At 59.8% G+C, this 22,586-nt stretch carries 21 protein-coding genes and 1 pseudogene; 13 read left to right on the forward strand and 9 right to left on the reverse strand.

The annotated features are described in order from the left end of the window. Position 1: 1 nt before the first annotated feature. Positions 2 to 1,792: an aspartate--tRNA ligase gene (gene aspS, locus AM571_RS06845; protein WP_074063108.1), complete on the forward strand. Its 1,791-nt coding sequence runs from the start codon at positions 2 to 4 to the stop codon at positions 1,790 to 1,792. A gap of 57 nt (positions 1,793 to 1,849) precedes the next feature. On the opposite strand, the gene AM571_RS06850 is transcribed toward aspS, so the two are convergent. Next, complete coding sequence (locus AM571_RS06850) at positions 1,850 to 3,037, reverse strand: hypothetical protein (RefSeq protein WP_074063110.1); 1,188 nt, start codon at positions 3,035 to 3,037, stop codon at positions 1,850 to 1,852. A gap of 221 nt (positions 3,038 to 3,258) precedes the next feature. Between AM571_RS06850 and parC the strand changes: the two genes are divergently transcribed. Beyond that, the gene (gene parC, locus AM571_RS06855; protein WP_074060772.1) at positions 3,259 to 5,514 is read left to right on the forward strand and encodes a DNA topoisomerase IV subunit A; all 2,256 of its coding nucleotides are present in this window, start codon (positions 3,259 to 3,261) and stop codon (positions 5,512 to 5,514) included. 154 nt (positions 5,515 to 5,668) lie between these two features. Then, complete coding sequence (locus tag AM571_RS06860; RefSeq protein WP_074060773.1) at positions 5,669 to 6,124, forward strand: SRPBCC family protein; 456 nt, start codon at positions 5,669 to 5,671, stop codon at positions 6,122 to 6,124. Positions 6,125 to 6,499: 375 nt separating this feature from the next. On the opposite strand, the pseudogene AM571_RS06865 reads toward AM571_RS06860, so the two are convergent. The 4 genes and pseudogenes from AM571_RS06865 to hemB form a co-directional block, all read right to left on the reverse strand. Beyond that, positions 6,500 to 7,356, reverse strand: a pseudogene (locus tag AM571_RS06865) (DMT family transporter); the annotation flags it as partial. Continuing rightward, the gene (locus AM571_RS06870; RefSeq protein WP_074060774.1) at positions 7,357 to 8,130 is read right to left on the reverse strand and encodes an arginyltransferase; all 774 of its coding nucleotides are present in this window, start codon (positions 8,128 to 8,130) and stop codon (positions 7,357 to 7,359) included. Positions 8,131 to 8,299: 169 nt separating this feature from the next. Beyond that, the gene (locus AM571_RS06875) at positions 8,300 to 8,758 is read right to left on the reverse strand and encodes an RDD family protein (protein WP_074060775.1); all 459 of its coding nucleotides are present in this window, start codon (positions 8,756 to 8,758) and stop codon (positions 8,300 to 8,302) included. Positions 8,759 to 8,829: 71 nt separating this feature from the next. After that, entirely contained in the window at positions 8,830 to 9,843 is a 1,014-nt protein-coding gene (gene hemB, locus AM571_RS06880) for a porphobilinogen synthase (protein WP_074060776.1), read from the reverse strand. A 133-nt stretch (positions 9,844 to 9,976) separates the two neighbouring features. Between hemB and AM571_RS06885 the strand changes: the two genes are divergently transcribed. The 7 genes from AM571_RS06885 to AM571_RS06915 all read left to right on the forward strand — a co-directional run bounded on the left by AM571_RS06885 (position 9,977) and on the right by AM571_RS06915 (position 16,797). Beyond that, on the forward strand, positions 9,977 to 10,414 hold the full coding sequence (locus AM571_RS06885; RefSeq protein WP_028739575.1) for a DUF6163 family protein: 438 nt from the start codon (positions 9,977 to 9,979) through the stop codon (positions 10,412 to 10,414). Positions 10,415 to 10,545: 131 nt separating this feature from the next. After that, positions 10,546 to 11,061 carry a transcriptional regulator LdtR gene (gene ldtR / locus AM571_RS06890; protein ID WP_074060777.1) on the forward strand — a complete coding sequence of 172 codons (516 nt, stop codon included), beginning with the start codon at positions 10,546 to 10,548 and terminating at the stop codon, positions 11,059 to 11,061. A gap of 450 nt (positions 11,062 to 11,511) precedes the next feature. Continuing rightward, positions 11,512 to 12,813, forward strand: coding sequence for a L,D-transpeptidase family protein (locus AM571_RS06895; RefSeq protein WP_074063111.1), 1,302 nt, complete (start codon positions 11,512 to 11,514; stop codon positions 12,811 to 12,813). A 322-nt stretch (positions 12,814 to 13,135) separates the two neighbouring features. Next, the gene (gene glyA / locus AM571_RS06900; protein WP_074060778.1) at positions 13,136 to 14,434 is read left to right on the forward strand and encodes a serine hydroxymethyltransferase; all 1,299 of its coding nucleotides are present in this window, start codon (positions 13,136 to 13,138) and stop codon (positions 14,432 to 14,434) included. 9 nt (positions 14,435 to 14,443) lie between these two features. Continuing rightward, the gene (nrdR, locus tag AM571_RS06905) at positions 14,444 to 14,920 is read left to right on the forward strand and encodes a transcriptional regulator NrdR (protein WP_022714748.1); all 477 of its coding nucleotides are present in this window, start codon (positions 14,444 to 14,446) and stop codon (positions 14,918 to 14,920) included. 3 nt (positions 14,921 to 14,923) lie between these two features. Beyond that, positions 14,924 to 16,177, forward strand: coding sequence for a bifunctional diaminohydroxyphosphoribosylaminopyrimidine deaminase/5-amino-6-(5-phosphoribosylamino)uracil reductase RibD (gene ribD / locus AM571_RS06910; RefSeq protein ID WP_074060779.1), 1,254 nt, complete (start codon positions 14,924 to 14,926; stop codon positions 16,175 to 16,177). After that, a complete protein-coding gene (locus tag AM571_RS06915) occupies positions 16,177 to 16,797 on the forward strand; it encodes a riboflavin synthase (RefSeq protein ID WP_074060780.1) in 621 nt (206 codons plus the stop codon). The genes ribD and AM571_RS06915 overlap by 1 nt, the downstream gene beginning before the upstream one ends. Here the strand turns inward: AM571_RS06915 and AM571_RS06920 are convergent. From AM571_RS06920 to AM571_RS06930, 3 genes are all read right to left on the reverse strand, one after another. Beyond that, positions 16,760 to 17,296, reverse strand: coding sequence for a GNAT family N-acetyltransferase (locus AM571_RS06920; protein ID WP_074060781.1), 537 nt, complete (start codon positions 17,294 to 17,296; stop codon positions 16,760 to 16,762). The two genes, AM571_RS06915 and AM571_RS06920, sit on opposite strands and share 38 nt — an antisense overlap. Before the next feature lie 18 nt (positions 17,297 to 17,314). After that, a complete protein-coding gene (locus AM571_RS06925; protein WP_074060782.1) occupies positions 17,315 to 17,809 on the reverse strand; it encodes a cupin domain-containing protein in 495 nt (164 codons plus the stop codon). A 111-nt stretch (positions 17,810 to 17,920) separates the two neighbouring features. Then, positions 17,921 to 18,280, reverse strand: coding sequence for a hypothetical protein (locus AM571_RS06930; protein ID WP_074060783.1), 360 nt, complete (start codon positions 18,278 to 18,280; stop codon positions 17,921 to 17,923). A 310-nt stretch (positions 18,281 to 18,590) separates the two neighbouring features. On the opposite strand from AM571_RS06930, the gene AM571_RS06935 reads away from it, so the two are divergent. From AM571_RS06935 to AM571_RS06945, 3 genes are all read left to right on the forward strand, one after another. Then, on the forward strand, positions 18,591 to 19,052 hold the full coding sequence (locus AM571_RS06935) for a 6,7-dimethyl-8-ribityllumazine synthase (protein WP_074060784.1): 462 nt from the start codon (positions 18,591 to 18,593) through the stop codon (positions 19,050 to 19,052). Further along, entirely contained in the window at positions 19,049 to 19,531 is a 483-nt protein-coding gene (nusB, locus tag AM571_RS06940) for a transcription antitermination factor NusB (protein ID WP_074060785.1), read from the forward strand. The genes AM571_RS06935 and nusB overlap by 4 nt, the downstream gene beginning before the upstream one ends. A gap of 198 nt (positions 19,532 to 19,729) precedes the next feature. Next, positions 19,730 to 21,865: a sodium-translocating pyrophosphatase gene (locus tag AM571_RS06945; RefSeq protein WP_074060786.1), complete on the forward strand. Its 2,136-nt coding sequence runs from the start codon at positions 19,730 to 19,732 to the stop codon at positions 21,863 to 21,865. Between the two features lie 72 nt (positions 21,866 to 21,937). Here the strand turns inward: AM571_RS06945 and AM571_RS06950 are convergent, their stop codons facing one another. After that, positions 21,938 to 22,462: an outer membrane protein assembly factor BamE gene (locus tag AM571_RS06950; RefSeq protein ID WP_074060787.1), complete on the reverse strand. Its 525-nt coding sequence runs from the start codon at positions 22,460 to 22,462 to the stop codon at positions 21,938 to 21,940. Positions 22,463 to 22,586 lie beyond the last annotated feature (124 nt).

Below are 22,586 nucleotides of genomic sequence, written 5' to 3' on the forward strand. Positions count from 1 at the left end.
TATGCATCGCTACCGCAGCCACACATGTGCAGCCCTCCGCAAGTCGGATGTTGGCTCGAATGTCCGGATTTCCGGCTGGGTCCACCGCGTTCGCGACCATGGCGGCGTTCTCTTCATCGACCTTCGCGATCATTACGGCATCACGCAGGTTGTTGCCGATCCGGATTCGCCGGCTTTCAAGATCGCCGAAACCGTTCGCGGCGAATGGGTCATCCGCATTGACGGCCTCGTAAAGGCGCGTACTGAAGACACCGTCAACAAGGCGATGGCGACCGGCGAGATCGAGCTCTACGCGCAGGAGATCGAAATTCTCTCCGCCGCCAAGGAACTGCCGCTGCCGGTCTTCGGCGAGCCGGACTATCCCGAAGACGTCCGCCTCAAGTACCGCTTCCTCGACCTTCGCCGCGAAACGCTGCATAAGAACATCGTCAAGCGCACGCAGATCATCTCCGCCATGCGCCGTGAAATGGGCAATATCGGCTTCACCGAATATTCGACGCCGATCCTGACGGCCTCCTCGCCGGAAGGCGCGCGTGACTTCCTCGTGCCGAGCCGCATCCATCCAGGCACCTTCTACGCCCTGCCGCAGGCGCCGCAGCTGTACAAGCAGCTCTTGATGGTTGCCGGGTTCGACCGCTATTTCCAGATCGCTCCCTGCTTCCGTGATGAAGATCCGCGAGCCGACCGCCTGCCCGGCGAATTCTATCAGCTCGACCTCGAAATGAGCTTCGTGACCCAAGAAGACGTCTGGAATGCCACGGGTCCTTTGATGACCAAGATTTTCGAGGAGTTTGCCGAAGGCAAGCCGGTGACGAAGGAATGGCCACGCATTCCTTATGACGAGGCAATTCGCAAGTACGGCTCCGATAAGCCGGACCTGCGCAACCCGATCGTCATGGAGGCCGTGACCGAACACTTCGCCGGCTCCGGCTTCAAGGTCTTCGCGAACATGATCGCATCCAACCCGAAGGTCCAGGTCTGGGCGATCCCGGCAAAGACCGGCGGCTCCCGCGCCTTCTGCGACCGCATGAACGCTTGGGCGCAGAGCCAGGGCCAGCCTGGCCTCGGCTACATCTTCTGGCGCAAGGAAGGCGAAAAGCTCGAAGGAGCCGGTCCGCTCGCCAAGAACATCGGTGAAGAGCGCACGGATGCGATCCGCACCCAGCTCAGCCTCGATGACGGCGACGCCTGCTTCTTCGTCGCCGGCGAGCCGGACAAGTTCTACAAGTTCGCAGGCGAAGCGCGCAACCGCGCAGCCGACGAGCTGAACCTCATCGATCGCGACCGTTTCGAACTCTGCTGGATCGTCGACTTCCCGTTCTTCGAATGGAACGAGGACGAGAAGAAGGTCGATTTTGCGCACAACCCCTTCTCGATGCCGCAGGGCGGCTTGGAGGCGCTGCAGAAGCAGGATCCACTGACGATCAAGGCCTTCCAGTACGATGCCGTGTGCAATGGCTTCGAAATCGCTTCGGGTTCGATCCGCAACCAGTCCCCGGAACTGATGGTGCAGGCCTTCGAAAAGGTGGGCCTCAGCCAGGCAGACGTCGAGGAACGCTTCGGCGGTCTCTATCGCGCCTTCCAGTACGGCGCACCGCCACATGGTGGCGCCGCCTTCGGTATCGACCGGATCGTGATGCTGCTCGCTGGAGCGAAGAACCTGCGCGAAATTTCGCTCTTCCCGATGAATCAGCAGGCCCAGGACCTCCTGATGGGCGCACCGTCGCCGGCAACGCCTGCGCAGCTGCGCGAACTGGCGATCCGCCCGATCCCGCCGGTCAAAAAGGACTGATACAACTTGAAAAGCCCGGTGCCGTTACCGGGCTTTTCTGTTGGTGGAGTTCAGACCTTACTGGTTCGCCGTCACCTTCACGCCAAGCACGCCGGGCAGCGTGTTCGGAGCGCCCATGGCAGCGCCCATGATGGTCGGGAAGGGGACCGGCTTGGCCGGTGAGGCGCTGACGGCGAAGCTTTTCGGGTCGTCAAGATAAGTGTTGACCGCTGCCGAAATCGCATTCTGCAGTTCCGGAACGTTAAGCTGCGCCAGGGCAATCGGCGTCATAGCCTTCAGCGCATCCGCCATCTGCTGTGCCGAAATGTTCTGCTTGGAGCCAGCATATTCCAGCGCACGCTTCGTGATCGATGCGTCATCGAATCGGATTTCGGCGCCGTTGAACGAAAGTTGCTGCATCAGGCCGAGCATGGCGAGGCCAAGCGCCTGCTGCGCTTCTTCCTTGTTTGGGTTCGCTTCGGAAGCCTTCGCCGCTTCCTGCAGCGACTTCATGAAGGGCAAGGTGTATCCCGAAATCTTGAGGGCAAGGTTCAGGCGGCCGACATTCGTCACGTCGAAGGCGAATTCGGAGATGTCGATCGTGCCGGGCCCGAGATCCCAGGCACCTTTCATCGTGATGTCGCCGTTGACGTGCTGCAGGGCTAGCTTCTCGATCGCTTCCTTCGCCTGCGGGTCCGTAGCATCGCTGAGATCCGCTTTCATGCTCTTGAATGCGCCGTCGAAGTCAAAACCGGATTCGTCTTCGCGAAGCGAAAGGTTCATCTGGGTTTCGCTCAGCGAGAAGACGTCCTTGCCATTCTTGGTGACCTTGAACGGGCCGACATGCGCCGTTTCGTAAATCAGCATGGAGTCGAGGCCGTCACCGCTGACATCGGCCGGAATGGATATGCCGCCGAGGGTCATTTCGGAGGCGCTGACGGTTGCGCCGTCTTGCGTGACGTTGATGTCGGGAAAGGCTGCTTCCTCGATGTAGTAACCACCGTCTTCGTCTTCCTCGACGCCGGTCATCGTGATGTCGCCGATGGCGAAGGCCTCGCCGCCGGTCGGTTTGAAGCGCGCATTCTTCAGCGTTACCGTCGTGTCGCTTACATCGACACCATCGGCAGCGATCGTTCCGCCTTGGGAACTATAGGCGGCGTTCAGCTTCTTCAGGAGATCCTGCCCGTCAAGCGCGAACGCGGAGCCGGCGAGTGACAGGAAAGCGGCGCCAGACAGCATCAGCCGGGTTGTCCGGTAAAAGGTCATGGATAAGTCCTTTTGGTGGCGGTTGCGAATTGCAGCGAAATTACTGCGAATCGACTGCGTTTTATATTTGCAGGTTTCTAAATTTCTGTTGAACGGGAAAGCAAACAAAGTCCAAATTGGTGGCGATGCTTGATGACCTTTTCATGTCATTCCAGGACGTCATCCACAGGGCCACCTCCTCATTCCTTGCCGTGAATCGCCTTCTGGGCTAGGCAAGGCACATGGGACAAGAGATTTTGCCGCCTTCCGGCGGAGACGACGACAGCATTCACCCGGTTGATCTGAAGGCCGCGCTCGAGGAGCGTTACTTGGCCTATGCACTTTCAACCATCATGCACCGCGCGCTTCCAGACGTCCGCGACGGCCTGAAGCCGGTTCATCGGCGCATCATTCATGCCATGAGCGAGATGGGCATACGCCCGAACGCTGCCTTCAAGAAATGCGCCCGCATCGTCGGCGACGTCATCGGTAAGTTCCACCCTCATGGCGACCAGTCAGTCTACGATGCGCTGGTGCGTCTGGCGCAGGATTTCTCCCAGCGTTATCCGCTCGTCGACGGACAGGGAAACTTCGGCAATATCGATGGTGATAACGCCGCCGCCTACCGTTACACCGAAGCGCGCATGACAGAGGTCACGGCGCTGCTTCTCGAAGGCATCGAGCAGGATGCCGTCGATTTCCGCCTGACCTATAACGAGGAAGACGAGGAACCGACCGTTCTTCCGGGCTCTTTCCCGAACCTGCTCGCCAACGGCTCCTCCGGCATTGCCGTCGGCATGGCGACTTCCATTCCTTCCCATAACGCCCACGAGCTTTGCGATGCGGCACTGCATTTGATCAAGCATCCGGATGCGACTGTCGAAAAGCTCGTCGAGTTCATTCCGGGGCCGGATTTTCCGACAGGCGGCATCATCATCGACGGTCGCGAAAGCATCATCGAAAGCTACCGCACTGGCCGCGGCGGCTTCCGCGTCCGCGCCAAGTGGCAGATCGAAGATCTCGGTCGTGGCGGCTATCAAATCATCGTCACCGAAATCCCCTTCCAGGTGCAGAAGTCGCGATTGATCGAAAAGATCGCCGAGCTGCTGATCGCCCGCAAGCTGCCGCTGCTGGAAGACATACGCGACGAGTCTGCCGAAGACGTCCGTGTCGTGCTGGTGCCGAAGAGCCGTACAGTCGATCCGACGATCCTGATGGAATCGATGTTCAAGTTGACGGAACTGGAGAGCCGCTTTCCGTTGAACATGAACGTTCTTTCCATGGGACGCATTCCGCGCGTCATGGCGTTGAACGAGGTGCTGAAGGAGTGGCTGAATCACCGCCGGGAGGTCCTGCAGCGTCGTTCACGCTTTCGCCTTGCCGCAATCGACAGACGCCTCGAGATCCTCGGCGGCTTGCTCATTGCCTACCTGAACATCGACGAGGTGATTCGAATCATCCGCGAGGAGGACGAACCGAAGCCGGTGATGATGGCCCGCTGGGGACTGACTGACAACCAGGTCGAGGCGATCCTCAACATGCGGCTGCGCTCTTTGCGCAAGCTCGAAGAGTTCGAAATCCGAACCGAGTTTGACGAACTCACCAAGGAGAAGTCCGGCATCGAGGCGCTGCTCGCCTCCGAGGAAAAGCAGTGGCATACGGTCGCCTGGGAAATTGGCGAAGTGAAGAAGAAGTTTGCCAAAGCAACCGAAATAGGCCGCCGCCGCACCCAGTTCGCCCAGGCGCCCGAAGCCGACGAGCAAGCCATCCAGCACGCGATGATCGAGAAGGAGCCGATTACCGTCGTCGTTTCCGAAAAAGGCTGGATCCGTGCGCTGAAGGGCCACATCGCGGACACCGCGAGCCTGACCTTCAAGGAAGGCGATGCGCTGAAGATTGCCTTCCCGGCCCAGACGACGGACAAGATCCTTGTGGTCACGACCGGCGGCAAGGTCTTCACGCTTGGCGGCGACAAGCTGCCCGGCGGGCGCGGCCACGGCGAGCCGCTGCGCATCATGGTCGACATGGATAACGATCAGGATGTGCTGACAGCCTTCGTCCACGATCCGGCGCGCAAGCAGTTGATCGTCTCGACGGCCGGCAACGGCTTCGTTGTGGCGGAATCCGAAATGGCTGCGAACACCCGCAAGGGCAAGCAGATCATGAATGTTGCGATGCCGGACGAGACCAAGCTCATCGTTCCTGTCAGTGGCGATCACGTCGCTGTCGTCGGCGAGAATCGCAAGATGCTGGTCTTCCCGCTGGCCCAGGTTCCGGAGATGGCCCGCGGCAAGGGAGTGCGCCTGCAACGATACAAGGATGGCGGCATTTCCGACGTCCGTTGTTTTGCCGTTGTCGACGGTCTCGTCTGGGAAGACAGCGCAGGCCGTACGTTCACAAAAAACAAGGAAGAACTGGCCGAATGGTTGGGCGACCGCGCTTCGGCGGGCCGCACGGTCCCAAAGGGCTTCCCGCGCAGCGGCAGATTTGCCGGCTGAGGCGATAACAAATTGGCGATCCGCTCTTGGCGAGCGGGTCGCATCCTCTATTTCATTCCTGTTATCAAAATCGGGAGCAGGTTCATTCCGAGGACGGACGGAATGGCCGTCGGGCATTGCGCTCGCAGCGCAGCCCCCACACGGAGGAGCATCAATGTCTGCCAACACCATCAAGCTGCATGTCGATCACACTTATAATGCGCCGCCTTCCGTCGTCTACGACGCATGGCTCAACCCGCAAATTGCCAGGCGCTTCCTTTTCGCGACGAAGGATGGCCATGTTATCCGAGCCGAGATCGATCCCCATGTCGGTGGCCGCTTCCTGATCATCGACAGGCGCCCAACCGGCGACGCATGCCACTGCGGGATATTTCTCGAACTTCGCAGGCCAAGACGCATGGTGTTCAGCTTCTCGGCGGAGGAGCACGATCACAATCCCGACCGCGTCGAGATCGACATCGAGCCGCTGGGCGAGGGCTGCCGCCTGACGCTTTCCCACGAGATGTGCGCCGAATGGGGCGCCTTCGAAGAGAAGACCCGTCAGGGTTGGACGAATGTGATGGACGGCCTGGAACGGGTGTTGGAACAGACGGATCGGTTAGCGAGCTAGGAAGACGCTGACAACGCGCAGAAAGAGCCTCACGCCCTCGTCTATTTCGCAGGCGGCGAGGGAGGCGAAGTAGCCAGTGCGCTTGTTGCCGTCGACAAGGGAATGGCATCGGACAAACTCAGAAGATGTGCAGCGGCGAGGACTCGGCCCTGCCCCAACAGCCGGCCCGACGGTTCGGCGAACTCTTCGTCATGAATTCTTGCGATTGCCTCGCGGCTCAGTCATTTTGACATGGCTGATTTGGCAGGTTCGCCGATGTTTCTCCATGCCAACTCCGGCAGTGCACAACTCATCCGACAGGTGCAAAGACTTTCGCGTCAACTGAATGCCGCCGACGTTGTCCCGCACCTCAAGGTCTATCGCTGCTGCTGAACACTGCTTTCGCGCGACATAAAGAGCGAGCGTCATGATCGCGATGATGAGGATCGCGCCGCCGACGAGCGTCATCGCGGTCGGAAATTCGGCGAAGATGAGCCAGACCCATATCGGAGCACCGTTTCCAGCAGGTAGAACATGCCGACTTCGGGGGCAGAGAGATAGCGCGGGCCGGTTGCCAGACACCAGAAGGCGACGGGCATCACGATGGCGCCGTTGACGATGATCCAGCCGGGATGATCGATCCAAACGCCCGAAGGCAGCGCCATGCCGAAGCCGAGGATTGCCGGGAACATCGCGGCAAGGAGGGGTACGAAGCCCATGTCGCGCCGAGAGGCCCGGCCGACTGTGATTGCCGCGGCAAGGATGAGCGCGCTGAGCACCGCCATCGCGTCGCCGAAGGTGTGGCCGCTCGAAATTCCGTCATGCACGATCACTCCCACGCCGACGATCATGGCGGCCATCGACAGCAAGGTGGAAACCGGCGGCCGCTCTTTCAGGAATACCCACGAAAGGAGCGCGCCGAACATCGGATTGAAGGCAACGATGAAGACGACGTTGGCCGTCGCCGTATTGAAAACCGAAAGCAGGAAAGTCAGCGTGGACAGGCCGTAAAGCAGTCCTGCAGCGATGCCGTGCCGGCCCGGTATCAGAACCGGCCATTTCCCTTTCAGCACGCGGATCGCTGCTATGACAAGCAGCGTCACGAGAACCGTCGTGATGCTGCGAAGACCGAGGATCGGCCAGATCCCTCCTCCGGCCAGTCGCACGAGCGGAATGTCCATGGAAAGGGCCAGGCCACCGATTGCGGTCAGGGCAAGGCCTTTCCGATGACCGGAAAGGGTAGGAGGGGACATTTAGTCGTGCGTTTCGGGCATCGTGGAAGGATCGAAGCGTTCCCAGCCGCGCGGCGTCAGGTGCTCTTGCGGCTGGAACCGCGTCTTGTAGTCCATTTTGCGCGAACCCTGAACCCAGTAGCCGAGATAGACATGCGGAAGGCCGAGCGCCTTCGTGCGCTTCACATGATCGAGGATCATGAAGGTGCCGAGCGAGCGCTTGTCATATTCGGGATTGAAATAGGAATAGACCATGGAAAGACCGTCGCTCATCGTGTCGGTCAGAGCGGCAGCCAGGAGCTCGCCTCGTGGACGGGTCTCCAGCCCTGAACCTTCCTCGCGCTTGCGGTATTCGATGATCTTGGTGTTCACATGTGTATCTTCCACCATGATCGCATAGTCGAGCACGGTCATGTCGGACATGCCGCCTTGCTGATGGCGGTCGTCGAGATAGCGGCGGAAGAGTGAATACTGCTCGCTGGAAGGCTGCGCCGGAAATTCGGTCGCCATGACGTCGACGTTGTGGGCGAGCACCCGTTTCATCGAATTTGTCGGCTGGAACTCCTGCGCCAGGATACGCACCGAGACGCAGGCACGGCACGCTTCGCAGGCGGGGCGGTAAGCTATGTTCTGTGAACGGCGGAAGCCGCCCTGTGTCAGAATGTCGTTCATTTCTGCTGCGCGCGGACCGACGAGATGCGTAAAGACCTTACGCTCCATCTCATGCGGCAAATACGGACATGCAGCCGGAGCCGTCAGATAAAACTGCGGTGATGGCGAGGCCTGCGTATTCATCTGCCGGGGAAATGTCCTTTCGCACTGACTATTTTATGACAGCATGAACTAAGAATAGAAAACGTCAACAGCGCGGCTAGTCTATCCGCGCTATCAATTTTTCTGTTCTTTTTTGATATGGCGCCGCGGGCCGGCCGGCAAAGGCCGGCGGCGGATTTTATTTGCCGCCTCAGTCGGTGCGTACGGTCACGGTGCCGACAAGCAGGTCGTGGATCAGGCGGCTGCGCTCGGTAAAAAGGCCAGCAAGCAGAATCAGCGGCGTCAATAGCGAATTAAGGATCCAGAACAGCGCCAGATGAGCAATCGCCAAAAGGAAATCCATCGGGCGGCCATCGACGCGCGCAATTGCAATGCCCATCGCCCGCATGCCGGGCGAAGCCTGGCTCGGCCCGCCGACCGTCAAGCCGAAATAAAGGCCGGCAACCAGCACGAACAGCGCCGGATAGAGAAAGAAGCCGAGGCCGAGCGTCAGAATCGACAGGAAAAACAGCACGACTGCCGCAGGGATGCAGAGCAGCAGCACAATGATGTAGTCGAGAATGAACGCGAAGACCCGCCGGCTCAGCGTGCCGCTATAGGCGCGCCAGTCTTCCGGTGCGGCATAAAGCGGGTTCGGGTTAAGGCTCATTTGCGGTCTCCTTTGGAAATCGATGCCACTGATATGGTGTCGGCCGTCGGAGATACAATAATGGGCGAAGTTCAGCGCTTTGCCAGCAGTCTGGCGACCTCGATCGCGAAATAGGTCAAGATCCCGTCGCAGCCTGCGCGCTTGAAGGCAAGCAGCGTTTCCAGCATCGCCCGTTCGCCGTCGATCCAGCCGTTCATTGCGGCAGCCTTGATCTGCGCATATTCGCCGGAAACCTGATAGGCGAAAGTCGGCAGTCCGAAGGCCTCCTTCATCCGCCAGCAGATGTCTAGATAGGGCAGGCCCGGCTTGACCATCAGCATGTCCGCACCCTCTTCGACATCAAGTGCTGCATCGCGGATCGCCTCGGTGCCATTGGCGGGATCGATATAGTAGGTCTTCTTGTCGCCCTTCAGCAGGCCGCCGGTCGAGATCGCCTCTCGATATGGGCCGTAAAATGCCGAGGCAAACTTGGTCGCATAGCTCATGATCCCGACATTCTGGTGCCCTGCGGCATCGAGTGCCCGGCGGATCGCGCCGATGCGACCGTCCATCATTTCCGACGGGGCAATGATATCAGAACCGGCATCAGCCTGCATGACGGCGGCGCGCGCCACCTGATCGACAGTCTCGTCGTTGACGATTTCGCCATCGTACAGGATACCGTCATGGCCGTGACTGGTGAAAGGATCGAGAGCCACGTCGGTGATCACGCCGATGTTCGGAACGGCTTTCTTGATGGCGATGGTCGCCTGATTGATGAGATTGTTGGCCTCCAGGCTGTTCGAGCCCGTTTCGTCACGTAGTGTCATCTCAATATTCGGGAAGGTGGCGATTGCCGGGACGCCGAGGTCAGCCGCTTCCCTGGCCGCATCCGTCAGCTTGTCGATGCTCATGCGGTTGACGCCGGGCATGGAGGGAACAGGCTCCAAGATGCCGGAACCTGGGATCACGAAGACCGGCCATATCAGGTCATCCACCGTCAGCCGGTTTTCCTGCACCAGCCGGCGCGTCCAGTCCGCCTTGCGGTTGCGGCGCATGCGGCGGTGTCTGGTGATCTCGTCGACGAGGTGCGTCTTGTCCTGCATTGTCTTTCGTCCCTGGCCATTCCATTTCTTGGTCCGCTCATTATCATGACGGACCCGAAAACCAAACCGGGGCGATTAGCCGCGGCGGCTCGGCCGCTGGTGGAACTGCAAAGGGAATTCTAGAGTCTGCGCCATGGAAAATGATTCTCCGACGATGCCGAAGCGGACGCTGATAGACATCCTGTTCATCCTCTTCCTGAGGCTGGTCGCGATCTCCTGCTTCTGGTTCGGCCTGCAATATTGGGCGATGCTTGTTGGCTATTCGCTGGTGGGGGCAGGGCGATTTGATCTTTTGAGCTTGCCGTGGAAAGTTGCTGCCACCAGCCTTGCCGTCCTCTTCCCCGTCGCTTCGCTCGGCCTCTGGCTGACAGTATCCTGGGGCCCGGTCGTTTGGGTGCTCGCCGCAGGCGGACAAATCCTCATGTATGGCCTGCTTCCGCAGACCTTCGGCTCCAACCGGCTGATCCTTCTGATGCATGGCGCGGTTGCCCTGGTCTACTTGGTTTTCCGCCTGGCGCTCTGGCTGGAGAAACGCCGCCAGCGTCGCAAAGTAAGCGTTGATTTACCCTGATACAACGCGGGGTTTCCGGTAAGGTGCTGTTAAGCCTGCAGTTTAAGTAGAATTTTATTTGTATTCGATAGGGTCTGTCTCAAGGCGGGAAGAAAACCAACACCGCCAAACAAAACAGTGAGGCAGTCATCATGAATACGAAAATCAAGCCGCAGGCGGTATCGAACTTCCGCGATCAGCAGGACCAGGACATCCGTAATCTCTACATGGAATCCCTTCACCTTGTTGAACGTCTTCACCGCCGCCTTCTGGATGTCATCAAGGACGAGTTCGACCGTCAGGGCCGCAGCGACGTCAACGCCATCCAGGCTCTGCTCCTTTTCAACATCGGCAATTCCGAGCTGACCGCCGGCGAGCTGCGCTCGCGTGGCTACTATCTCGGCTCGAACGTGTCCTACAACGTCAAGAAGCTCGTCGATCTCGGTTTCATCAACCACCAGCGTTCACGCATCGACCGCCGCTCCGTCCGCATCAGCCTGACGGAAACCGGCACAGAGGTCGCCGAAACAGTCGCCAAGCTCTACGAGCGCCACATCGCCTCGATCGACAAGGTCGGCGGCATCGGCACGGACGAGTTCACCCAGATGAACAAGCTCCTGCAGCGCCTCGACCGCTTCTGGAACGACCAGATCCTTTACCGGCTCTAAGGACAAGAGACCTCCTCCAGGGTCGAAGAAAACCGGATGCGTCCCTGCGCGTCCGGTTTTGCCGTTCCGGCCAGGCGTGTCATCTTTGCAACGCGTCGCACCCAAGCACAGCAGCCTGTATTCAGGTCGTTTTTTAGCCGTTATTAACCAGCACCGTTCAACATGGTTCGATATGGCTTCGTCCGTGCCGCTCCCGACCATCGGTAGGCATATGGGGCGTCGGGCGACACGAATTGGCCATATTGGTATGACAGCGGACATGCACGGCAAGCGGCGCTTCTTGTATGGTCGTTCAAATTCGTCCGCGCTTCCGGCTCGCAATCTTATGGGGCCGGGCGCAGAAAATTTGCGATGCGCCGGAAAACGGAATGGTAGTGATCTGTGCCGTGGCGCAGTGAATCGCAAAGCCCGCGGTTTTCCTTCAAGCTGCGGCATTGAGTGGTTGGGATGATGTCGAAGAAAAACCGAATTGAAGCTCTTTCGCGCCGCGCCTTTCTTGCGTCTGCGGCAACCGTCGGTGCTGGTGCAATCGCCGCCCCGGCCTTTGCGCAGTCGGCGCTCGACGCGCTGATCAACGCACCACGCCGCGGCACCTGGGATGACCAGTTCGATGCCAAGGCTGCCTCGCGCACCGCGAGTGCCGCCGTCTCCAATACCCCGATCCTCAGCCCGCAATCGGTTCCGAGTATCCAGCAGGCGATCGTGGAGTATCAGCAGATCGCGTCCGCTGGTGGTTGGCCCGAGGTCAATCCGGCCGGCCTGCGTCTTCAGCTCGGCGTGACCGATCCTTCCGTCCAGGCTCTGCGCCAGCGCCTTGCCATTACCGGTGACCTGCCGCGCGAAGCAGGCATGTCTTCCGCCTTCGATTCCTATGTCGACGGTGCGGTCAAGCGCTTCCAGGCTCGTCATGGGCTTCCGGCAGACGGCGTCATCGGCGAATTCACGCTGAAGGCGATGAACATTCCGGTTGACGTGCGCCTGCAGCAGCTAAACACCAACCTCATCCGCCTGCAGACCTTCCCGGAAGATCTCGGCCGCCGCCACGTCATGGTCAATATTCCGGCCGCCTATGTCGAGGCGGTCGAGGACGGTAGCGTGGCGACACGTCATGCGGCGGTCGTCGGACGTATCAGCCGCCCCACGCATATCGTCAACTCGAAGATCTACGAGGTCATCCTCAATCCTTATTGGACCGCGCCGCGCTCGATCGTCGAGAAGGACATCATGCCGCTGATGCGCAAGGACCCGACCTATCTCGAGAAGAACGCCATTCGCCTGATCGACGGCAAAGGCAACGAAGTCGCCCCCGAGACCATCGACTGGAACGGCGAGGCGCCGAACCTGATGTTCCGTCAGGATCCGGGCAAGATCAATGCCATGGCTTCGGCGAAAATCAACTTCCATAACAAGAACGGCGAATACATGCACGACACGCCGCAGCAGGGCTTGTTCAACAAGTTGATGCGCTTTGAGTCGTCGGGCTGTGTGCGCGTCCAGAATGTCCGCGACCTGACGACGTGGCTGCTGCGCGACACGCCGCCGTGGTCGCGTCAGCAGATGGAGCAGGTGATCGCCAGCCGGGTCAACACGCCGATCACGCTTGCCGAGGAGATCCCGGTCTATTTCGTCTATATTTCCGCCTGGGGCATGCCGGACGGCCTCGTGCAGTTCCGAGACGACATCTACCAGATGGACGGCAACGCCGAGCTCGCGCTCGATACGACCGCCGGAATGGAACAGCCGGTTCAGTAAGTTTCATGCAGATCAATTGGAAACCGCGCTGAAAGGCGCGGTTTTTCTTTGCCAGCGGTGGCCCTTCATCGGCTTGCCGGGACCTTCCTGCGGCAATGGGGCCGAATGGGATATGTCGCAAGGCTTCGGTTGATCTCTTGGGTTTGCGAGGCGCGTGCCTTCAAGTTGGCGCATGGTGGATCAGGGTGAGGGCCATTCCACGGCAACCAGCCAAGTCCACGACACTGCTGCGCGTAGATTGCCCAGCAAATGTCGTTCTTCGTATTGCTCTCGGCAGGGCGGAACGCTAATACCTTCGCGCATTCCAGTTGAGGAGCCTCCCATGACAAATGCTTCCACGCAGACCTTCTTCAATCGCTCGCTTGCAGACACCGATCCGGATATCTTCGGCGCGATTGAAAAGGAGCTCGGCCGCCAGCGGCATGAGATCGAATTGATCGCATCGGAAAACATCGTTTCCCGCGCGGTGCTGGAAGCCCAGGGCTCCATCATGACGAACAAATACGCGGAAGGCTATCCGGGCAAGCGCTACTACGGCGGCTGCCAGTTCGTCGATATTGCTGAAGAGCTGGCGATCGAACGTGCAAAAAAGCTCTTCGGCGTCAACTTCGCTAACGTCCAGCCCAATTCCGGCTCGCAGATGAACCAAGCGGTCTTCCTGGCGCTGCTGCAGCCGGGCGACACATTCATGGGCCTCGACCTGAACTCGGGCGGTCACCTGACGCATGGTTCGCCGGTCAACATGTCCGGCAAGTGGTTCAACGTCGTGTCCTACGGCGTTCGCGAAGGCGATAATCTCCTCGACATGGACGAAGTGGCCCGCAAGGCCGAAGAGCACAAGCCGAAGCTGATCATTGCCGGTGGCACCGCTTACTCCCGTATCTGGGACTGGAAGCGTTTCCGCGAGATTGCCGACGCCGTCGGCGCCTATCTCATGGTCGACATGGCTCATATCGCCGGCCTCGTTGCAGGCGGCCAGCATCCGTCGCCGTTCCCGCACTGCCACGTCGCAACGACCACGACCCATAAGTCGCTTCGCGGCCCGCGCGGCGGCGTCATCCTGACGAACGACGAGGATCTGGCGAAGAAGTTCAATTCGGCTGTCTTCCCAGGTCTCCAAGGTGGTCCGCTGATGCACATCATCGCCGCCAAGGCCGTCGCCTTCGGCGAAGCGCTGCAGCCGGAATTCAAGGACTACGCCGCACAGATCGTCAGGAACGCAAAGGCGCTTGCCGAGACGCTGATGGCCGGCGGACTCGATGTCGTCTCCGGGGGTACCGACAACCACCTGATGCTCGTCGATCTTCGCAAGAAGAACGCGACCGGAAAGCGCGCCGAAGCAGCGCTCGGGCGCGCCTACATCACCTGCAACAAGAACGGTATTCCGTTCGATCCGGAAAAGCCCTTCGTCACCTCCGGCGTCCGGCTCGGTGCACCGGCAGGCACGACGCGCGGCTTCAAGGAGGCGGAATTCAAGGAAATCGGCAACCTCATCGTGGAGGTTCTCGACGGCCTGAAGGTCGCCAACTCCGACGAAGGCAACGCTGCTGTCGAAGCAGCCGTTCGTGGCAAGGTGGTCGACCTTACCGGCCGCTTCCCAATGTACGACTATATCGGCTAAGGATAGCGCATGCGCTGCCCATTCTGCGGATCGGAAGACACACAGGTCAAGGATTCACGCCCGGCGGAGGACAATACGTCCATCCGCCGCAGACGTATCTGTCCCGACTGCGGCGGCCGCTTCACGACCTTCGAGCGCGTGCAACTGCGCGAGCTCATGGTCGTCAAGAAGACTGGCCGCAAGGTGCCTTTCGACCGGGACAAGCTGGTGCGGTCCTTCGAGATCGCGCTGCGCAAGCGTCCGGTCGACCGTGACCGCATCGAAAGGGCTGTTTCGGGCATCGTCCGTCGCCTCGAAAGCTCCGGCGAAGTCGAAATCAGCTCCGAGGCGATCGGCCTTCAGGTGCTTGAAGCTCTCAAGAGTCTCGACGACGTCGGCTTTGTTCGGTATGCCTCGGTCTATCGGGACTTCTCGCATGCCGAGGATTTCGAAAAGGTCATCTCCGAAATCAACGCCAAGATCAGCCGCGACACTTTGGAGACCTGAGCCGTGAGCGCCGGGCCGCATGACGAGCGTTGGATGGCCGAGGCAATCGAACTTGGCCGTCTGCATCTCGGCCAGACCTCCACAAATCCTTCCGTCGGCTGCGTCATCGCCAAGGACGGCGAAATCGTCGGCCGCGGCACCACGGCGATCGGCGGGCGCCCGCATGCCGAGCCGCAGGCGCTTGCCGAGGCCGGCGAACTGGCTCGCGGCGCCACCGCCTATGTGACGCTCGAACCCTGCGCTCATCACGGCAAGACGCCGCCCTGCGCCGAAGCCTTGATTGCCTCTGGTGTGGCGCGCGTCGTCATCAGCGTGACCGATCCCGATCCGCGCGTCTGCGGCCGTGGCATTGCGCTTCTGCGCGAAGCCGGCATCGAGGTTGAAACAGGCGTGCTGGAACAGGAGGGCAGGCGCTCGCTCGCCGGCTATCTCACCCGGCAGACGAAGAACCGGCCCTATGTGATTCTGAAGCTTGCCGTTTCCGCCGACGGCATGATCGGCCGCAAAGGCGAGGGACAGATCGCCATCACCAGTCCTCTCGCCCGCGCACAGGTCCACGCGCTCCGCGCCCAAACCGATGCCATCCTCGTCGGCATCGGCACGGCGATTGCCGACGACCCGGAACTGACGGTGCGCGTGCCGGGTCTGCAATCGCTGTCGCCGGTGCGTGTCGTGCTTGATCCGCGGCTTGATTTGCCGCTCGGCAGTAAACTTGTGCGTTCAGCAAGAGAGGTGCCGACCATTGCCGTTGCAGGCGAGGCACCCCCTTCTGTGGTGGTGGACACCTCCCTTACGAATGGCGACATAGACGGGGTGAGCACTCTTTCGCCGTCTTTCGACCGGGTCGACGCCACTGTTGAGGTGCCAGTAGAAACGAACTACAGCAATCTGCCGATCTCCCCCCTGGCGGGGGAGATGTCGGGCATGGCAGAGGGGGGTGAGGCACGCGCCGAAGCACTGCGCGATGCAGGCGTCGAAATCCTCTACTGCCATCCTTACCATCCCGAAGTATTGCTTCCCGCGCTAGCCTCGCGCGGCATTTCCTCGCTCCTCGTCGAAGGCGGTGCGAAGACGGCGCGGCTTTTCCTTGACGCCGGTCTCGTCGATCGGATCCAGCTTTATCAGGGCCAGATCATCATCGGCGAGGGCGGTATTGAATCGCCTCTGAGGAAGACCGATATGCCATCCGGTTTTGCCCATCGAGGCACATTCATGTTCGGCGACGACAGGCTGGACGAATACGAAAGAGAATTTTGATGTTCACCGGAATTGTAACCGATATCGGCACGATCGAATCCATTTCACCCATGAACGAGGGTGTGAAGCTCCGGGTCGCCAGCGATTACGACCCTAAGACCATCGATATGGGCGCCTCGATTTCCCATTCGGGCATCTGCCTGACGGTGACCGGCCTGCCGGAGGAAGGCAGCAACGGGCGTTGGTTTGAGGTGGAGGCCTGGGAAGAGGCGCTGAGGCTCACGACGCTTGCAAGCTGGAAGGAAGGCACCCGCCTCAATCTGGAGCGCTCTTTGAAGATCGGCGACGAACTCGGTGGCCACATCGTCTCCGGGCATGTCGACGGCAAGGCAGAAATCCTGTCGGTGACGGCCGAAGGCGATGCGACCCGCTTCCGTCTGCGCGCCCCGGAGCATCTCGCGAGGTTCGTGGCGCCCAAAGGCTCGATCGCGCTCGATGGTACGTCGCTGACTGTCAATGCCGTCGAAGGCACCGATTTCGACGTGCTTCTCATTCGCCATACTTTGGAAGTCACGACATGGGGCGAGCGAGGGGCCGGCGACTTCGTCAATTTCGAGGTCGATACGATGGCGCGTTATGCAGCTAGGCTGGCTGAATTCCCTGCCGCGAAAGCAGAATGATTTCGCCGTGATAATCAATGCGCGTCACCTCGCGGAAGCCGAGCTTTTCGGCGACGCGTAGCGAAGCTGCGTTTTGCGGGCTGATGATGCAGGTCATCTCTTTGCCGGGGAAATGACGGTCCGCCCATGCAATCAGCGCTGTGAGCGCTTCTGTCGCATAGCCCCGTCCGTGTGCGCAAGGCAGCAACACCCATCCGGTTTCCAATGTTTCCTCGATAGATGGAGACATCTCACGTCGGGCTTCGTGGAAGCCTGCTTCGCCGATCAGCCGCCCGCTTTGCTTTTCCTCGACGATCAGAAAGCCGAACCCCATATGATGCCACATGCCGCTCGCCCTCATGAGGCGGGACCATGTCTGCTCGCGTGTCGATGGCACGCCGCTGATATGTCGGACGACGTCTTCATCGGCCCACAAGTCCATATAGGCATCGAAATCGTCGAGCCGGTGCGGCCGCAGTATCAACCGCTCGGTTTCAATGGTCGGAATGTTGATCGTCATGATTCTGTAAAGCCTGCCTCACGCGCCTGCTTCGCCGTCCCAGTAGTCGAGATCGCTTGACGCGCGCCCGATGAAGCGGAAGCGCCAGCCGTCGTGATTGGTCTTGGCGAGGAATTTTTGGGAATCGGGGTACTCGACGATCTCCGTTTTCGCCATCGTGGAGATGCCAAGATAGATCAGCGTCGTCCGGCCGGTATTGAGGATTTGATGTGCCGTTTCCTTCCCGCCGGCAGGTGCGCCGAGCGTGTCGCCTTTTTTGATAGGGTAACGGCTGGTTCCAAAACGGTATTCGCCGGTCCCTTCGATCACGAAGAACAGCTCGTCCTCGACATGGTGATTGTGGAACGGACAGCTCGATTTGCCGGGAGGCACCTCGTTGTAGCTGATCCCAAGATTGGAAAGGCCAAGCAGGCGGCCGAAGGATGCGTCGGCGCCTTCGTAGAGCGAGCCCTGTTGCCACCGCTCCAGCGTCAGGTCGGCAATATTAAGAACCGGTTTCATGTTCCGTGTCATGTCTTTTCCCTTTTGCAGGGAGAAGAGACCATCAATTCGATCTGGTTTTCAATAGGCGTCGGTTGAATTGTCGGGCAGGGCGGTGCAGCGATCTGCACCGCCCCTGCGCGATCAGTCGGTAAATAGGGTAATGCTGCCATCGGCTGCCTGTTCGGCATTGATGACGTTGCGGACATTCACGCCGTCATTACCGAGCTTGCGCATCAGCACCTTGTTGGCGTCGATCGATGCCTGAATCTGGCGCACATCCTGTGCCGAGCGTGGCGGAGCGGAGCGCGGACCATTTGCTTCGGGACTTACGTCGTGAAAGTTGTAGAAATGCCTTACGGTGAAGTCGTTACCCCGGAAATTGCGGAGCGTCTGTTCGATGCCCGATGGGCTGTTCATGCCAAAGCTTTCCGCACGGCTGACGCCGGCAAGCGCGAGGGAGGAGAAGGCGGAAACGAGGGCGAGTGTGGCAACGCGGTTCATGATGGTATCCTTTCATCTGCTATGACGGTCGGCTGTCGTGCAGGGGATCGTCGGCGTTACGCTTGTTGAATTGGGTCGGCCACAGCGTCGAATCAATAGCTAAACACCTGAAATAACATTACAAATTGTTCATGGCGATTGCCTTCGATTTGCCGTTTTCGAGGTGCGCGCGAGCGTGGCCGGCATATATTTTCCCTATCCTTTTATAGAGATTTCCGGCCATGATCCGAATTTGCTTGCCATTCATCGAAAGGCATGTTTTGACCGCGGCCTGCCAAATGGCAAAGTCCTCAGAAACCGAAGGTGATGCATGGCGCGAGATAACGCTCCCCATATTTTGATCGTCGAAGCGCGCTTCTATGACGACATGGCCGACGCTCTTTTGGACGGGGCAACCTTCGCGCTCAAGGAAGCCGGCGCGACCTACGATGTCGTGACCGTTCCAGGAGCCCTGGAGATTCCGCCGGCGATTGCCATGGCGCTCGATGGCGCCGACAATGGCGGCAGTCAATACGACGGCTATGTCGCTCTCGGCATGGTCATCCGCGGCGAGACCTACCATTTCGAGATCGTGTCGAACGAATCCTCCCGCGCATTGATGGACCTCGCCGTCAGCGAATCGCTTGCCATCGGCAATGGCATCCTGACGGTTGAAAACGATGAGCAGGCATGGGCACGCGCCCGCCGCTCGGACAAGGACAAGGGCGGGTTCGCCGCTCGCGCAGCTCTCACGATGATCGAGCTGAAGAAGAAACTGGGTGCATACGAATGACTAGCGAAAATCCGGAGCGTCAGGTAAAGACAGCAAATCAGCGCGGCGCTGCGCGGCTGGCTGCTGTTCAGGCGCTCTACCAGATGGATATCGGCGGCACCGGTGTTTTGGAAATCGTCGCCGAATATGAGGCTCATCGCCTCGGTCAAGAAATCGACGGCGAGACCTATCTCAAGGCAGATGCCGCGTGGTTCCGTTCCATCGTTTCCGGCGTGGTGCGCGAGCAGCTGCGCCTGGATCCTTTGATCGCCTCTGCCCTGCAGGACGACTGGGCATTGTCGCGCCTCGACAGCACCGTGCGCGCGATCCTTCGCGCCGGCGTTTTCGAGCTTCTCGATCGCAAAGACGTACCGGTAGCCGTGATCGTTACGGAATATGTCGAGATCGCCCGGGCTTTCTTCGAGGATGACGAGCCGAAGCTCGTCAATGCCGTGCTCGACCGCATCGCCAAACAGGTGCGCGGCGAACTGAAGAAGTAAGTCTTCCGTCCGCTATCGGACCATTTCGCGCTTTATGCTGCGCTGCAAGGGTTTTCGTCCCTCGCGGTCTTGACGTCGTGTTTCCCACCCCGCAATCTCCGCACGCAAAGCTAGAGCGTTCCTGTGGAGAGAAGACGATTCGGCTGCGTCCGTGGCCGGAGGGAGGAGTGCTCCGGCACTTTTGGAGGAAAGAGCGAAATGATCATTCTTTTATGCGTAATTGCATGCGGTCTGCTCTCGGTGGTTTATGCCATCTGGGCAACCCGCTCGGTTCTGGCAGCCGATCAGGGAAACAGCCGCATGCAGGAAATCGCGGGTTATATCCGTGAAGGCGCGCAGGCCTACCTCATGCGCCAGTACAAGACGATTGCGATCGTCGGCATCGTAGTTTTTATCGCAGCCTGGCTGCTTCTCTCCGGCATGGCTGCCATCGGCTTTCTGATCGGCGCCGTGCTTTCCGGTGCTGCCGGCTTTATCGGGATGCACGTCTCCGTCCGCGCCAACGTCCGCACGGCGCAGGCCGCATCGCACAGCCTCTCGGCTGGCCTCGATATCGCCTTCAAATCCGGTGCCATCACCGGCATGCTCGTCGCCGGTCTGGCTCTGCTCGGCGTATCCATCTATTATTTCATCCTGACCGGCATGCTCGGCCATGAAAGCGGTTCGCGCGAAGTCATCGACGCGCTTGTTGCGCTCGGCTTCGGTGCCTCGCTGATCTCGATCTTTGCTCGTCTGGGCGGCGGCATCTTCACCAAGGGTGCCGATGTCGGCGGCGATCTCGTCGGCAAGGTCGAGGCAGGCATTCCGGAAGACGACCCGCGCAACCCGGCGACGATCGCAGACAATGTTGGCGACAATGTCGGCGACTGCGCCGGTATGGCCGCCGACCTTTTCGAGACCTATGCCGTTTCCGTCGTCGCAACCATGGTTCTCGCCTCGATCTTCTTTGCCGGTGCACCGATCCTGCAGTCGGCGATGATCTATCCGCTGGCAATCTGCGGCGCCTGCATCCTCACCTCGATCGTCGGCACCTTTTTCGTCAAGCTTGGATCCAACGGCTCGATCATGGGCGCACTTTACAAGGGCCTTATCGTCACCGGCCTCCTGTCGATTGTCGGTCTAGGCGCTGCAACATCGTTGACGGTGGGCTGGGGATCGCTTGGACAGGCCGGCGGTGTGGATGTCACCGGAACCAACCTCTTCTTCTGCGGCCTCGTCGGCCTCTTGGTAACGGCGCTCATCGTCGTCATCACCGAATATTATACCGGCACCAACAAACGCCCGGTCAATTCGATCGCCCAGGCATCCGTGACAGGCCACGGCACCAACGTCATCCAGGGACTTGCCGTCTCGCTGGAATCGACGGCGCTGCCTGCGATCGTCATCGTCGCCGGCATTATCGGCACCTACCAGCTCGCGGGCCTCTTCGGCACCGGCATCGCCGTCACCGCTATGCTCGGCCTTGCCGGCATGATCGTCGCCCTCGATGCCTTCGGCCCTGTGACCGACAACGCCGGCGGCATCGCCGAGATGTCCCACCTGCCGCCGGAAGTCCGCAAATCGACGGACGCGCTCGACGCCGTCGGCAATACGACAAAGGCTGTAACCAAAGGCTACGCGATCGGCTCTGCCGGTCTCGGCGCGCTGGTGCTCTTTGCTGCCTATTCCTATGACCTCAAATATTTTGCGGCAAATGGCGACAGATATCCCTACTTCGCAGGCATAGGGGAGATTTCATTCGATCTCTCCAACCCCTACGTAGTGGCCGGATTGATCTTCGGTGGACTCATTCCCTACCTCTTCGGCGGCATCGCCATGACGGCCGTCGGCCGTGCCGCCGGCGCAATCGTCGAGGAAGTGCGCCGCCAGTTCAAGGAAAAACCGGGCATCATGCAGGGCACGGAAAAGCCGGATTACGGCAGGGCGGTCGACCTTCTGACCAGGGCCGCTATCCGCGAGATGATCATCCCGTCGCTGTTGCCGGTCCTGGCTCCGATCGTCGTTTATTTCGGTGTTCTGCTGGTTTCCGGCTCCAAGGCCTCGGCCTTCGCCGCACTCGGCGCATCGCTTCTTGGCGTCATTATCAACGGTTTGTTCGTCGCCATCTCGATGACGTCCGGCGGCGGGGCATGGGACAACGCGAAGAAGTCCTTCGAGGATGGCTTCGTCGACAAGGACGGCGTCCGCCACATGAAGGGTTCGGACGCACACAAGGCCTCCGTCACCGGCGATACGGTCGGCGACCCATACAAGGACACTGCAGGACCGGCCGTCAATCCGGCGATCAAGATCACCAATATCGTCGCCTTGCTGCTCTTGGCGGTCCTGGCCTGATCGAAACCATGGAGACAAAGAAGAAACCCGCCGGAGCGCTGATCCGGCGGGTTTCTTTGTCGAGTCGGATAATCATCGAATACTTGCAGGATTCTGCGGGTTGCCAGAGGGCGTTCCAAACAGGCTCTTTGCTGCACCGCCTGCGCCGCCTGCCAGAATCTGCTGCAGGAAGGTGAGTTCACGGCCGCCGGTCGGGGTCACGCGCGAAATCGTATCGAAGACCCTGCCGTCCTGAAGCGTGTAATTCGCGCGGCGCGTGACGACGCCGTCCTTGTCGAAGTAGATCGCAAGTACGCTCTGATCGACGACCTTGAGTTTCTGGAAGGCGACGGAGCGCGTGCGCTTCTGCGAGATGTAATAGAAGACCTCGGTGTCGAACGTTGCCGTCGTCGAAGGCGTGCCTAGAGACAGAAGCACCTGTTCGCGGCTCGAGCCTTCCGGAACGAGATTGAGGGATTGCTCGTCGACAATATAGCCGCCGTTAAGCACTGTTCCCGTTTGGCAACCTGTAAGGCCGGCTGAGGCAATCATGATGGCGATGGCTGCGTTGCTGAAGAATTTTATGTCAGACTTGAAATACCGTTTCTTCAACGACATCTACTCCCTTGAGGTATCGATAGGCAGCTTTCGGGGCCCTGCAATCACCGCTGATGCAAAATCTTTGTGGCCTTTCCGGGGTCGAACAGTCCTAAATCCCCCAGATCGGACCTACGGGGCACTG

The organism is Rhizobium etli 8C-3 (genome assembly GCF_001908375.1).
Lineage (GTDB): Bacteria > Pseudomonadota > Alphaproteobacteria > Rhizobiales > Rhizobiaceae > Rhizobium > Rhizobium etli_B.

What these genes read in the sequence shown, in the direction of transcription:
- aspS (WP_074063108.1), top strand. Translation starts at nt 2, where the DNA reads ATGCATCGCTACCGCAGCCACACATGTGCAGCCCTCCGCAAGTCGGAT.
- AM571_RS06850 (WP_074063110.1), bottom strand. Translation starts at nt 3,037, where the DNA reads ATGACCTTTTACCGGACAACCCGGCTGATGCTGTCTGGCGCCGCTTTC.
- parC (WP_074060772.1), top strand. Translation starts at nt 3,259, where the DNA reads ATGGGACAAGAGATTTTGCCGCCTTCCGGCGGAGACGACGACAGCATT.
- AM571_RS06860 (WP_074060773.1), top strand. Translation starts at nt 5,669, where the DNA reads ATGTCTGCCAACACCATCAAGCTGCATGTCGATCACACTTATAATGCG.
- AM571_RS06870 (WP_074060774.1), bottom strand. Translation starts at nt 8,130, where the DNA reads ATGAATACGCAGGCCTCGCCATCACCGCAGTTTTATCTGACGGCTCCG.
- AM571_RS06875 (WP_074060775.1), bottom strand. Translation starts at nt 8,758, where the DNA reads ATGAGCCTTAACCCGAACCCGCTTTATGCCGCACCGGAAGACTGGCGC.
- hemB (WP_074060776.1), bottom strand. Translation starts at nt 9,843, where the DNA reads ATGCAGGACAAGACGCACCTCGTCGACGAGATCACCAGACACCGCCGC.
- AM571_RS06885 (WP_028739575.1), top strand. Translation starts at nt 9,977, where the DNA reads ATGGAAAATGATTCTCCGACGATGCCGAAGCGGACGCTGATAGACATC.
- ldtR (WP_074060777.1), top strand. Translation starts at nt 10,546, where the DNA reads ATGAATACGAAAATCAAGCCGCAGGCGGTATCGAACTTCCGCGATCAG.
- AM571_RS06895 (WP_074063111.1), top strand. Translation starts at nt 11,512, where the DNA reads ATGTCGAAGAAAAACCGAATTGAAGCTCTTTCGCGCCGCGCCTTTCTT.
- glyA (WP_074060778.1), top strand. Translation starts at nt 13,136, where the DNA reads ATGACAAATGCTTCCACGCAGACCTTCTTCAATCGCTCGCTTGCAGAC.
- nrdR (WP_022714748.1), top strand. Translation starts at nt 14,444, where the DNA reads ATGCGCTGCCCATTCTGCGGATCGGAAGACACACAGGTCAAGGATTCA.
- AM571_RS06915 (WP_074060780.1), top strand. Translation starts at nt 16,177, where the DNA reads ATGTTCACCGGAATTGTAACCGATATCGGCACGATCGAATCCATTTCA.
- AM571_RS06920 (WP_074060781.1), bottom strand. Translation starts at nt 17,296, where the DNA reads ATGACGATCAACATTCCGACCATTGAAACCGAGCGGTTGATACTGCGG.
- AM571_RS06925 (WP_074060782.1), bottom strand. Translation starts at nt 17,809, where the DNA reads ATGACACGGAACATGAAACCGGTTCTTAATATTGCCGACCTGACGCTG.
- AM571_RS06930 (WP_074060783.1), bottom strand. Translation starts at nt 18,280, where the DNA reads ATGAACCGCGTTGCCACACTCGCCCTCGTTTCCGCCTTCTCCTCCCTC.
- AM571_RS06935 (WP_074060784.1), top strand. Translation starts at nt 18,591, where the DNA reads ATGGCGCGAGATAACGCTCCCCATATTTTGATCGTCGAAGCGCGCTTC.
- nusB (WP_074060785.1), top strand. Translation starts at nt 19,049, where the DNA reads ATGACTAGCGAAAATCCGGAGCGTCAGGTAAAGACAGCAAATCAGCGC.
- AM571_RS06945 (WP_074060786.1), top strand. Translation starts at nt 19,730, where the DNA reads ATGATCATTCTTTTATGCGTAATTGCATGCGGTCTGCTCTCGGTGGTT.
- AM571_RS06950 (WP_074060787.1), bottom strand. Translation starts at nt 22,462, where the DNA reads ATGTCGTTGAAGAAACGGTATTTCAAGTCTGACATAAAATTCTTCAGC.